This window comes from Candidatus Nitrosotenuis aquarius (assembly GCF_002787055.1).
In the GTDB taxonomy this organism is placed as follows: Archaea; Thermoproteota; Nitrososphaeria; order Nitrososphaerales; family Nitrosopumilaceae; genus Nitrosotenuis; species Nitrosotenuis aquarius.
On sequence record NZ_CP024808.1, the window covers coordinates 847303 to 860456 of the forward strand.

Below are 13154 nucleotides of genomic sequence, written 5' to 3' on the forward strand. Positions count from 1 at the left end.
GGTTTCTAATAGAGGTTTTTGGTTAGTTTTTTTTAGATGCCAATTTGATCAAACTCTAAACGGTAATTCTTAATATTAGTCAGCCAGAGTTTTCTTCAGAATGAACAAGGATGAGATTCTTGCCAAGTTTTCGGCAGAGCCGGAGCGGTATTACAAAATCAGATTGTTCCAAGAGCAGGGCTTTGCAAGAAAATCATGCAGTGTTTGCAAGAGATTTTTTTGGACTTTGGATTCTGCCAGACACGCTTGCCCTGATCACTCTGATGACACTTATTCGTTCATTGGCAATCCGCCGACATCAAAACGATTTGACTATACCGAAGCCTGGAAGCAGGTAGAATCATTTTTTGTCAAAAATGGCCACACTTCAATTAGCCGCTATCCTGTTGTGTGTCGATGGCGAGACGACCTGTATTTTACTATAGCATCCATTGTTGATTTTCAAAGAGTCATGGGCTCCAAGGTCGTGTTCGAATTTCCTGCAAACCCCCTAGTTGTTCCGCAGACATGCCTTCGCTTCAAGGATATAGAAAATGTTGGAGTAACCGGTAGGCACTTTTCCAGCTTTTGCATGATTGGCCAGCACAGCATCCCAAACAACAAGGGCTACTGGAAGGACGAGTGTGTTGATCTTGACTTTAGGTTACTGACTGAATCATTTGGAATAAACAAAAACGAGATCACGTTTGTAGAAGATGTCTGGGCCGGCGGTGGCTCGTTTGGCTCTTCACTGGAATATTATGTCAGAGGATTAGAGCTTGGAAACGCAGTCTTTACTGAATTTCAGGGAGAGCTTGGAAACCACACAACACTAGACCAGAAAATCATAGACATGGGTGCAGGCCTGGAAAGATTCGCGTGGATTACAATGGGAACGCCGACTGCCTATGACTGCTGTTTTGGCCCAATCACGCAAAAACTATTCCAAAAAATAGGAATCGATACTGACTCGCAAATCCTGACAAAATACTTTACTGAAATTGCAAGAAATCTGGAGAAATTCCCAGATTTATCCCAAGTAAGAAAGGCCGCAATCAAGGCATCCAATTTGTCAGAGAATCACCTATCCAAGATGATTACACCACTTGAAGGCCTATACATGATTGCAGACCATCTGCGAACACTGATCTTTGCAATATCGGACGGCGCATTGCCAAGCAATGTAGGTGGCGGATACAATCTCAGAATCATCCTGCGAAGAATAATGGCTACAATAGACAGACTAGGACTAAAATTGGATCTGGACGAGCTGATTGATGCCCACATTGACTATCTCAAGCATACATATCCAGAACTGGAACAATACCGAGCCGAAGTCAAGACCATCATCAACATAGAAGTCGGCAGATACCACGAGTCAAAATCCAGAATGGAAAAAATTGCGCAAAACCTCAAGGCTCAGAAAAAAACACTAAACGTAGACGACATGATCCGCCTATACGAATCAGACGGAGTAACACCGGACTATCTCAAAGAATATGACGTGATATCAGAAATTCCTGACAGCTTTTACAGTAAACTGTCTGATCTGCACCAGTCTGAGAAGAAAAAAGCTACAGAGGAATTTGACCTAGCTGGAATTGCAGACACTGATCTGTTATTTTACAAAGACGATCCGCCAAAATTTGACGCCAAGGTACTCAAGGTAATCAAGGGAAAATTTGTCATCCTAGACAAGACGTCATTTTATGCAAGGGGTGGAGGACAGGAACCAGACCATGGAAAGATCAACGGCCAAGACGTTGTAGATGTAACAAAGCACGGCAATGTTGTGTTACATGAGATCAAGGGGACTGCGCCAAAGGAAGGCGATACTATACATTGTGAGATTGATGTTGCAAGGCGCACAAACATAACAAAACACCACACCAGCACCCACGTGGTAAACTCGTCTGCAAGAAATGTCTTGGGTTCTTGGGTCTGGCAGCATTCTGCATACAAAGAAAAAGACTATGGAAGACTGGACGTGACACATCATTCCAGTTTGTCAGACGATGAGGTCAAAAAAATTGAAAACTATGCAAACATGATAATTCAGAAAAACCTTCCAGTTACAATACAGGAATACGAGCGCGGCCAGGCAGAACAGACATTCGGATTTAGGATATACCAGGGGGGAGTTGTGCCTGTCAAGGCAGTTCGAATCGTCAAGATAGAAGACTTTGATGTTGAGGCTTGCGGTGGAACACATGTCAAAAGAACAGGCGATCTTGGATTAATCAAAATCACAAAGACAGAGAGAATTCAGGATGGAGTGATTCGAATGGAGTTTGTGTCAGGCCAAGCTGCAATTGACTTTGTGCAAAAGCAGGAAGGCGATGTAATGAACATAATAAAATCACTTGGAACAAACAGAGAAAAATTGCTAAAGTCGTTTGAGCATGCAATGACTGACTCGGAAGCCGCCAAGAAAAAGCTAAAGCAGCTAATCAAGCGAACAAGCACAACATCCGCAAAAGAGGCAATAGAGTCAGCCAAAGTTTTTGGTCCTGTAAAATTCTATAATATAATAGAAGAAGAACTGGATGATGAATTCCACATTGCAGTAGGCGATGAGGCAATCAAGGCAGACCCAACTCTGATTTATTGTGCATTGATTGTGAAAGGATCTGGAATTAGAATAATCGTGTTTGCCGGAGAAAAGGCAAGCTTCAAGGCAGGAGATCTAGTCAAAGAGATCTCGTCCAAGCTTGGCGGCTCTGGCGGAGGTGATGCAAGATTTGGCCAGGGCGGCGGAAAAGACACATCAAAGCTAAATGACGCATTGGACCACGCAGAATTTTTAATCAAAAAGACAGTGAACGCATGATTCCCTGGAATGACATTGAGACAAAATGGCGCGCCAAGTGGGCACAAGAAAAAGAATTTGAAATAGAACCAGACTCGAGACCAAAAAAATTCATCACAGTTGCATATCCGTATCCCAACTCCCCTCAACACATAGGCCACGGCAGAACGTACACTTTGGCAGATGTCCACGCACGATTTTTGCGCATGAAGGGCTACAACACTTTGTTTCCGATGGGATTCCACTATACCGGCACGCCCATACTAGGCATGGCAAAGCGGGTCCAAGAAGGCGACAAGGAACTAATCGAGAATTTTGAAAAACTGTACCATGTTCCGCCAGAGACCATCAAGGAATTTGTCGAGCCAGTAAAGATTGCAGATTATTTCCACGAGGAAATCAAGCAGGGGATGATAGAGATGGGTTATTCTATAGACTGGCGGCGTGAATTTACCACAATAGATCCAGTGTACAAAAAGTTCATCGAGTGGCAGTTTAGAAAACTAAAGTCGCTTAATTTTGTAGTGCAGGGGTCACATCCTGTTGGCTGGTGTCCCAAGGACCAAAACCCAGTATCACAGCACGACACGCTGGGCGATGTAGAGCCGGACTTTACCGAATACATTTTGGTAAAATTTCACCTAGATGATGTAATAATTCCAACTGCCACACTACGCCCGGAGACAATCTTCGGCGTGACAAACCTTTGGATAAACCCAAACATAAAATACAAAAAAATCAAAGTAGACAGCGAAACCTGGATTGTCAGCCCAGAATGCGCATACAAGCTGGAATTTTTGAACAAATCCATTACAGCGATTTCCGAAGTTTCCGGCTCTGATCTGGTAGGAAAAACCGTTTCAATACTGGACAAAAAGATTCCAATGTTTCCTGCAAGCTTTGTTGAATCACAGACAGGAACCGGCATAGTAATGTCAGTGCCTGCCCATGCTCCATTTGACTATCAGGCACTAGTTGACTATCAAAAACAGAATTCCAGTATTACAATACAGCCAATTCCAATCATCAAGACAGAGGGATTTGGTGAGATTCCTGCTAAAGAAATTGTCGAGAAAATGGGCATCACAAACCAGGACGACCCCAAGCTGGATGAGGCTACAAACGAGGTCTATTCCAAGGAATTTTACTCTGGAGTACTGCGCGAGAACACGGGCAAGTTTGCAGGACTCAAGGTCTCAGAAGCTAAAGAGACGATAAAGGCCTGGCTTGCAGAATCAAAAAATTCCGATATTTTGCTAGAGCTAAACAACGGACCCGTCAGATGCAGGTGTGGGGCAGAATGTGTTGTAAAACTATTGAACAACCAGTGGTTTCTCAATTATCTTGACCAGACTTGGAAGGACAAGACAAACCAGTGCTTTGAGAAAATGAGCATTCTGCCAAATGAAATCAGAACGGAATTCAATTATGTTGTCGGCTGGCTGCGACAAAGGGCGTGTGCAAGACAGCATGGCCTAGGAACCAATCTGCCGTGGGACCAAAATTGGATTGTTGAAAGCTTGTCGGATTCCGTAATCTACATGGCGTACTATATTTTGGCAAAATACGTCAATTCTGGAGAACTAAAGGCAGACTCGCTTTCTGATGAATTTTTCGAGTTTGTGTTTTATGGAAATGGTGATGCAAAACAGACAGCTGCAAAATGTGGCGTGCAGGAAAACATTTTGCAAAAGATACGGGCAGACTTTGCATATTTTTATCCAGTGGATGCAAGACATTCCGGGCGCGACCTAGTTCCAAATCATCTGACATTTTTTGTTCTAAATCATGTCGCAATATTTCCAGAAGCACTCTGGCCAAAACAGATCGTGGTAAACGGCTCTGTACTGATGGATGGTAAAAAAATGTCCAAGTCAATGGGAAACATCATCCCGCTAAGAAAAGCAATTCAAGATTATGGTGCAGACCCGATTCGACTGGCAATAATCATATCTGCCGAGCTGCTCCAGGATGCGGATTTCAATCTGGAATCTGTAAATACAATCAAGGGCAAGCTAGAGGCAATCTACGAAGACTGTGCCAGGCACAAGCCAGGCATGCCTGCAAAACTGCAATCAGAAGACAGTTGGATTCTTGGAAGACTTGACCACCTAATCACGCAGACAACTGGCGCAGTGGAAAAAATGAGATTACGAGAGGCCCTGCATCACATTTTGTTTTCGTTTGAATCTGACTTGCAGTGGTATCTCAAAAGAGCAGAAGCTAAAGGAAGGACTGATGTTTCCGGAATATTGCACAAGATATTAGCTGTTCGGGTCGCAATGCTGTCTCCGTTTGCACCACATCTGACAGAAGAAATGTGGGAGCGACTGGGCAATTCTGGCCTAGTATCTAGATCAGATTGGCCTGCACCAAACAACTCTACAGATTCCTCATCAGTGCAATCAGAGGAATTGTTGCAATCCACAATAGAAGACATCAAAAATGTCCTCAAGGTGACAAAGATCACTCCACAAAAAATCGTCCTGTACACTGCAGACCCCTGGAAGGTCAAGGCGTTTGGAAAAATCGCAGCAAGCGTGGTTGTCGGCCAGACAAACATTGGCGCAATCATAAAAGACCTCATTGCAAATCCAGAAACCGAGAACATCAAAAAAGACCCAGATTTTGTCAAAAAATCAGTCAATTCCATTCTAGCAGAGCCTGAGGAAATGAGAAAGATCAGAGCAGAGTTAAAACCAATCAACGAAACTGCAGTCTTGTCTTCAGAATTATCAGGGCTGGTCAAAAAGGAATTTGGAGTCGACATGCAGGTCTTTGCAGAATCGGATACTGCAAAATATGATCCAAAGAACAAGGCAAGGATGGCACGGCCGTTCAAGCCTGCACTATACATAGAATAGGCAACTACCGTAAACTTTTGTGCGTAAATTTTACGGTTTTTTGGGCATTTTGCATTTTTTGTAAGATGTGACTTCATTGTGTAATACGGTCTGCAAAATAAAACATGCTGGTTATTGTACAATAACGCCGACCACTGCTGCCAATCACACCAAAATACCTCACATTCTATTTATTAGACCAAGGAAAATTTCAACTTGATGAAAATAGCTGTAGTGGGGATTGGAGTCGCAGGCGGATATCTAGTATCCAGGCTCAAAAAAGACCACGAGGTAGTAGGCTATGAGCGCATGACAGAAGAAAACCACGATTCCATCTGTGCATGGGGCACATCTGCAAACGAAATGCGGGAGTTGTGCGCTAAATCTGGAATCAACTTTGATGATTTCATCATACACCATGGAAAAGACATGCACATTGATATGAACAATAATGAGCGATTTGATATCAAGCTAAAGGGCCTAGTCACTTTTGACAAAATTGGCCTTATCAAAAAAATGTCTGAAGGCGTAAAAATTCACTATGGTGTTTCTCCAAAACTTGCAGACTTGGAAAAAGAATACGACATGATTGTGGATTGCACGGGATTTTATCGCAGCTATTTGCCAAAAATTGAAAAAGACTTTTTCCTGCCGACATACCAGTACAAGATCCAGTATGACGATAAAGTTCCAATCGATGACTTTTTTGTAAAGCCATTTGCAAAAATGACCGGATATTTCTGGTATTTCCCATTAAATGACAATATGGCACACATTGGTGCCGGCGACTACAAGAAAAACCACGTAGAGGAAACTGACAAGTTTTTCAAAAAATACGGCGGCAAGATAACAAAGACGGTTGGCCGTCCAATCAGACTTGCTACGCCAAACATGTGCGAGCCGTTCTACCACGGAAAGGTAGTAGGCGTTGGCGAGTCAATCGGTACTGTCTATCCGTTGCTTGGAGAGGGAATCATACCAAGCATGATTTGCGCAGATATCTTTGTGAGAAACATCAACAATTTGCCAAAATACAGAGAAGAGGTCTTGGAATATTTTGCAATTTATGGCAAGGTCCTCAATTTTGTCCGGGCCAAAATGCACGGCAAGTTCTCAGCCATTCGTAGCATTGCGGATCTTATTTCCATATTCCGTTACATGAAGAAAAACGAGCAGCGCTTTGGGATGGAAATTCACATGCGCGACTTGATGAAAGTAGCTAAAGCCTAGTAATTTTTGGATTTATTTAGATTTGAAATTATTTTAAAACCAGATTTAATATTGCGCCGATCTATTCAATTTCCAGCATTGCAATCCGGCAGTCTTCCGTATTTTTCCTGAAATGCGTCCAGAATCATTTTTTTCTTTTCTGTCGGATTAGGGGTAAACATTCTCTGGTATGCATATGTTTTTTGCTTGCACGGCTCTCCCTCAAAATTACCATCCAGGTATTTTGCAAATTGGCTCTGCAGACTATTGGACTCTCCAACGTATATGGCATCAAGCTTTTTGTCATATAGAACATAGATCCCGGGCTTTGATTGTACGAACCTTGCGCTGTCTATCCAGATGTGGACTTTTTCGTCTAGTATTTCCATTATCTTTTAGAATGAGTTTTCTCATGCTCCATTACTTTGGAGAACTTGTCCATTGTACCTGTCCAACGGAAATTACAATATTTGCAGGTGTAGATCATTTTTCCCCGTCTGATTCTGCATATGTCGTGGATAGTTTCTGTTGTTTTGGTTTTGAGAATAGATTTTTTATCACACTAGATTATGTCATCACTACGATATAAGGGACAAATAGATCACAATTGATAGGTCACAATCTGAAAATTCGCAAAATTATTCCAAAATTTGCAAAATAAGCATGCTTAATAACACAAAAACAGCGTAACATGTATGGCAGCAAAAGCTAAAAAAGCATCCAAATCCAAGGGCAAGAAAAAATCAAAGTGACCTAACAGAGGTCTGTTTTCTTTTTTCAGCTTAGAATCTTTTTCTCTGAAATTTCGGTTTTTGGTGCATCGGCAGGCAGTTTTTGCAATAAGACTTGTTGTCTGGTCCGAATATCACAGTCAATCTTCCACAATCTAAACAGAATCTCTTATCGTGTGTCATGGTGTTGTAATGGTATCATTGGCATAATAACCGTGGTAATTTGCTTGCTCATTACCAAGGGTTAATAGTGACGCTATCGGTGCAGTGCGTTGACAAAAGGGCGACAAGACCACAAAACCCTGATCAAAAGTTTAATTGATCATTTTTCCTCGCTCGGCCTTGAAATCCAGTATGCAAATTATGACGGTTATCAAAAACCATTTGTCATCAGCAGGCACGCACCAGATGTCATAGCATTTGACCGTGCAAAGCATCTAGGCTACATAGGTGAGGCAAAAATGTGCACGGAGCTTGAAGAGCCAAGGACAAAAGAGCAATTTGATGACTTTTCCAAAAAGTTGATGCGCTCTGGCAACTCGGAGAAAGCAAGATTACCATTCTACATTGCAGTTCCGCACGAATGCAATTCCAAAGCCACGCAGACGCTAAAGGAAATGCATTTGGATTCTAGGGACAACATCCACGTACTTGATTTTTGATGGTAACTCATACGTTCAGCTCAGAGAAAACCTGCAGACGGTGCAAGGGAATGATGATAACTGATGGCGTCACAGGCGAGCGATTTTGTCATAATTGCGGACTGGTAATAGAAGAGCAGATCCAAGAGACTGGGCCTGAGCGCAACATATCAAAAGAAGAGCGTGACGATAAGACACGCGTTGGAATGCCAACCTCGCTTGCAATCCATGACATGGGTCTTGCCACAACGATTGGAGTCATGGACAGGGATGCTACAGGTAAGCCACTCTCAGCTCATGCAAAACACGAAATGAGGCGACTTCGCACGTGGGATAGTCGTAGCCAAATGAGTGAGCAAAGCGACAGAAACCTAAGGTATGCATTCACTCAGCTAGACAAGCTAAAGGACAAGCTGACGCTTTCTGGCGCAGTAGTTGAAAAGGCAGCTTATCTGTACAGAAAAGCCTTGCTAAAAAGCCTAGTTCGCGGAAGATCAATAGAGGGAGTTCTTGCGGCCTCGGTTTATGCCGCATGTAGGGATGTGGAAATGCCGCGAACCTTAGACGACGTCTCTAAAGCAATTAATATCAAAAGAAAAGATCTGACAAAAAATTACCGCATGCTCGTAAATGAACTAGAGCTCAAAATGCCAGTCATGAGCTCAGTTACTTGTTTATCAAAAATAGCAAACAAAATTGGTGCAAGTGAAAAAGTAAAACGCCATGCTCTTGAGATTCTAAAAAACGCAAATGATCAAAGACTCACCGCAGGAAAAGACCCGATGGGAATGGCCGCATCTGCACTTTACATTTCATGCGTAAAACATGACTTTGATGTTTCACAAAAAGACATTGCACTGGCCGCAGGCGTGACTGAGGTCACCATACGAAACAGGTACAAAGACATGAGAAAATCACTGCATTTGTAGTAATGTCCTAAATGGACAGAACTAGCTGATTTTTAATACGCAACCATCATCTTGGTTCCTTTCTTTATCAGGAACGGTGCAAATATCGTAGTCAATACTACAACCATGCCTACAATCGGGAAGAGGAACGAGCTTGTAGCGCCCAAGTCTTGGCCCACCATCAATACAATGAATGAAAACTCGCCCAGCTGTGCCATAGACAAGCCTATTCCCATGGCATTGTTTGGTCCAAGCTGGAACAGTCGCACACCCAAATACACAGATGCAGTCTTGCCCACAATGGTAACTAGCGTGATAATTATGATTGGAAGCCAGTATTCCGCGATAATATTGATATCCATTAGGGCGCCAATTGTGACAAAAAATATTGCAATGAATACTTCGCGAATCGGCGTAATCAGATTAATGATGTCTTCAGAGAATCTAGAACCTGCAAGGATCACACCCGCCAAGAATGCACCCGTTACTGCAGAAAAGCCAAGCTCGTGTGATAAAAACGACAAACCAAATGCAAGGCCTAGCGCCACAAGAATTGTAATTTCGTATCTAGGAATATTTGATAATAGTGAGAAGACCTTTGGCATCCCAAGGCACCCAAGTGCTACTGTTCCGCCAATGAACATGCTGATTTTTGCAACCTCCCAGATCATTTGATCAAAGCTAAATGCTCCCGACAAAACTGAAGAGTGTAGTGTGGAAATTAATACGGCCGCAATAATGTCCTCTATTACCAATACTCCAATTATCAGCATGGATGACGGTTCTTCAATTACATCCATTTCCTCCAGAACTTTCACTATGATTGCAGTTGAGCTAATCGACAGTGCAGCTGCCAAGAACATCGAGTCCATGGTAGACCAGCCGAACGCCCAACCGACTGCAAACCCGATTCCAAGCATCGCAAGTACCTCTATTATGGCAATTACTGCTCCAATCTTGCCAATGTTTCTAAGCTGAGTTATTGGAAATGCAAGGCCCACCCCAAACAGTAACAACACAATTGCAATCTCTGAGAAATTAGTCAGCATTGTGGTGTCCTTGATCAGACTAAATGGACCGAACGGACCAATCAAAATGCCGGCTACCAAAAATCCCAAAACTAGGGGTTGTTTTAGAACATATGCAATAATTCCAATTGCTGCTGAAAACAGTAACAGGTATCCCAGATCTCCGATTAATTCTATTCCCGCAGCCAAGTTCTGAATTGGTTTTTTCTTATAGATTATTCTAGGATATAGTCAAAATTACTTTGCAATGCGTGAGATTTTATTTAGTGTCTGATGAGCCTGTCCCTTTTGATTCTAGTCGACTTGCGAGCTTCCAGCCGTATTTTATCAGGTATGGCGAGATGAATGTGCTGATTATGGTCATTGCGCCAACCATCGGCAAGACAAACGAGCTGGTAGCACCAACGTCTGCACCTCCTTTGGCTGCAACTAGTGCGAGCTCACCCCCAGATGAGGACAGGCCAATTCCTGTCTTGAGTGACGTTGTCTTGCCAAGCCTTTGAGCTCGCGACGCTGCCCACACTGTGATGAACTTGGCGGAAAACGACACGATAATCAGAATCACCGCCGGTATGATGAATAGTGGAAGCTGCTTGATGTCCATTAGTGCGCCAACCGAGATAAAGAACAATGCGCCAAACATGTCACGAATGGGAGTTGCGATTATTTTTGTGGCAATTCTCATTTTTGATTCTGCTACCAGAACTCCTGCAAAGAACGCCCCGGTAGCAACCGAAATGTCCAGCTTGAATGCAATAAAGGAAAGACCAAATGCAACGCCCAAGACAGCAATGATTAATAGCTCGCTATGGTTTGTCTTACCCACAAGATCAACGCATCTTGGTACGATCTTGGAGCCAAGCACAATTACCCCAACGATAAACGCAATTACAAGTATTATTGACATTCCAACTTCATTTATGGTCAGATCCCCAGTAGATGCAACAGATTGGAGCACCGCAAGCAACGAAATTATGATTATATCCTCAATTACAGCAATGCCGACAATAAGATAGGTGGCCTCGTCTTTTATCATGCCAAGCTCTTCTAGTACCTTCATGATGATCACAGTGCTTGTAACAGAGATTGCCAAAGATACAAACAAGCTATCAAAGAATGTAAAGCCCATCGCTTGAGTTACAGCAAATCCTGCCATGAAGGTACCAGACGCCTCGGCAACTGCTATGAAGGTTGCTTTTTTACCAACATTTTTGAGCTTTTCAATTGGAAACTCCATCCCAATCACAAACAATAGTAGTATGATTCCAATTTCCGCAAAGACATGCAGTATTTCCACATGTGTAATCAGGCTAAATGGAGGTGTGTTTGGGCCTATAATCATTCCAGCTATAATGAATGCCATTATCATCGGCTGCTTGAGCTTGTACGATATGAGCGCCATAATTGATGCAACGATCATGATTACCGCAAAGTCCTGAATGATGAGCTCAGATGAGGACGGCGTTGAGGAAATTTTGTCTAGAATAGGGCGCACAAACTGCTGTGCAAACTCTAACTCCACAAAATTATCTAGGCTTCATCATAATTAAATGATCAGACTAGATGAAATTTTGAAAATGAGGTGAAAAAAATTTCCGCGTCAGACAAAGCTTGCCTGGCTGTATCCTTCTCGTGTGGTCCTAGTGTACTGCATGTTGTATTCGTATATGGATTTGGAATAGTCCGTTAGCACTTCTTTCATTGGTTCCAGTGAATCGGCTAGGTAAAATCCAGGGCAGTCGCCCGTAAATTGGTATGTCGAGTGCACCCGCGCCTTTCCGTTTTCGTTCTCAAGCCAGGTAGAGAACGGATACAAATAGCACACTCCGGGGCGATTCGGGTGCATAGAGCACGCACCCGCCTCATTTAGGAATCGACACTTGATGTGGGTGCCGTCGTCCGCTTCGGTTTCGTCTGCTTTTCTTTTGAGATTAATTGATGTCATCAGGACTCCGTTTCCTGACGGGCCTGCTTCCATCCACGTAGCAATTATTGTTTCATTTTTGACGAAGTCGGATATTTTCTGATATTTCAAACCTTTTCCTATTGTGATTAGATCATCTGATGTCAGAGGCAGTCTGCCCTGTCGCTCGCAACAATTGTGGCAGTCAGGCCAGTAGCATTTCCATAAAATGTATTTTTTTTCACCTGTCAGATATGGAATGTGAAATATTACTTGCTTTACCTTGATTGCATGGTCTGTCACATCTGTTCTTTTTCCAAGCATGAAGTCTTCTAGTATTGGATCAACGTCCCAGTTTTTCTTTAGTAATTCAAGTGATTCAGAAATGTGAGAGGACAAATGCAGTTATAACTAAATTATTTAGATTATTAATATTTGAGTGACAAAGGCAAGTACGCATCCGGAACGCAGAACAGAAGATTCGTCTGGAAGGAAATTGTCTGGCCCATTATACTGGAGCTAAACGATGTCTCATTTACTTTACAGCAATACCAAAAAAGGCGAGACATTGTCTGCAAACAACACAACCTGCCGCTTGCGGTATCATCAAGGGGCCTAGTCTCACTGATTCAAAAAAATATTTTATTCAAGGAAAACGATCTGTATTCCATTCACTATAGGCTAATCCCATACATGAGACTCAAAGCAGAATGCGACTATGCAACTGCAATCAAAGAAGTCCGAGTCAAGTAGAAATGTTATATTGCTAATGCTTGGGAGTTTTTTCAGTAGCCCGATAGTCTAGCGGCCAAATGAATTCTTCAGGTTAGGGATTCGGCGCTCTGGATCATTAGAGAGGATACGCCGAGACGGCAGTTCGAATCTGCCTCGGGCTACTTTTCTACTACAAAAAATCCCAGCAATGGTGTCAAAAAGCCGATTAGAAATAAAATCAAATCAGTATGGCATGCTGCCCAGAAATTCAGGAATACCTTTGCTCCACAGATGAAAAACAGCGAGATTACAATTGAGGATATTCGAATACTCGTAAAACTTGCAGCCGTAGACATAGATACTTTGTCTGATAGTGTTGCAAGAATTAT

At 42.7% G+C, this 13154-nt stretch carries 10 protein-coding genes and 1 tRNA gene; 7 read left to right on the top strand and 4 right to left on the bottom strand.

What is annotated here, in order from left to right; all coding sequences use genetic code 11:
* Positions 1-100: 100 nt before the first annotated feature.
* The 3 genes from alaS (at position 101) to NAQ_RS05110 (ending at position 6861) form a co-directional block, all read left to right on the top strand.
* Positions 101-2809, top strand: coding sequence for an alanine--tRNA ligase (gene alaS / locus NAQ_RS05100; protein ID WP_100182534.1), 2709 nt, complete (start codon positions 101-103; stop codon positions 2807-2809).
* Positions 2806-5652: a leucine--tRNA ligase gene (leuS, locus tag NAQ_RS05105; RefSeq protein WP_100182535.1), complete on the top strand. Its 2847-nt coding sequence runs from the start codon at positions 2806-2808 to the stop codon at positions 5650-5652. Before alaS ends, leuS begins: the two co-directional genes overlap by 4 nt.
* A gap of 198 nt (positions 5653-5850) precedes the next feature.
* Positions 5851-6861 carry an NAD(P)/FAD-dependent oxidoreductase gene (locus NAQ_RS05110; RefSeq protein WP_100182536.1) on the top strand — a complete coding sequence of 337 codons (1011 nt, stop codon included), beginning with the start codon at positions 5851-5853 and terminating at the stop codon, positions 6859-6861.
* 65 nt (positions 6862-6926) lie between these two features.
* Here NAQ_RS05110 and NAQ_RS05115 read toward each other — a convergent pair whose 3' ends face one another.
* On the bottom strand, positions 6927-7229 hold the full coding sequence (locus tag NAQ_RS05115; protein ID WP_100182537.1) for a GIY-YIG nuclease family protein: 303 nt from the start codon (positions 7227-7229) through the stop codon (positions 6927-6929).
* Positions 7230-7843: 614 nt separating this feature from the next.
* Here NAQ_RS05115 and NAQ_RS05120 point away from each other — a divergent pair.
* Positions 7844-8233 carry a hypothetical protein gene (locus NAQ_RS05120; RefSeq protein WP_100182538.1) on the top strand — a complete coding sequence of 130 codons (390 nt, stop codon included), beginning with the start codon at positions 7844-7846 and terminating at the stop codon, positions 8231-8233.
* A 53-nt stretch (positions 8234-8286) separates the two neighbouring features.
* A complete protein-coding gene (locus tag NAQ_RS05125; protein WP_420887501.1) occupies positions 8287-9141 on the top strand; it encodes a transcription initiation factor IIB in 855 nt (284 codons plus the stop codon).
* A gap of 32 nt (positions 9142-9173) precedes the next feature.
* Here NAQ_RS05125 and NAQ_RS05130 read toward each other — a convergent pair whose 3' ends face one another.
* The 3 genes from NAQ_RS05130 to NAQ_RS05140 form a co-directional block, all read right to left on the bottom strand.
* Entirely contained in the window at positions 9174-10337 is a 1164-nt protein-coding gene (locus tag NAQ_RS05130) for a cation:proton antiporter (RefSeq protein ID WP_100182540.1), read from the bottom strand.
* Positions 10338-10407: 70 nt separating this feature from the next.
* Complete coding sequence (locus NAQ_RS05135) at positions 10408-11670, bottom strand: cation:proton antiporter (RefSeq protein WP_245871548.1); 1263 nt, start codon at positions 11668-11670, stop codon at positions 10408-10410.
* Between the two features lie 78 nt (positions 11671-11748).
* Entirely contained in the window at positions 11749-12456 is a 708-nt protein-coding gene (locus NAQ_RS05140; RefSeq protein ID WP_245871770.1) for a YkgJ family cysteine cluster protein, read from the bottom strand.
* 30 nt (positions 12457-12486) lie between these two features.
* Here NAQ_RS05140 and NAQ_RS05145 point away from each other — a divergent pair, with 30 nt between their 5' ends.
* Positions 12487-12804: a hypothetical protein gene (locus NAQ_RS05145; RefSeq protein WP_100182541.1), complete on the top strand. Its 318-nt coding sequence runs from the start codon at positions 12487-12489 to the stop codon at positions 12802-12804.
* A 37-nt stretch (positions 12805-12841) separates the two neighbouring features.
* Positions 12842-12947 (top strand) — tRNA-Gln (locus tag NAQ_RS05150).
* The last annotated feature ends 207 nt before the right edge of the window (positions 12948-13154 follow it).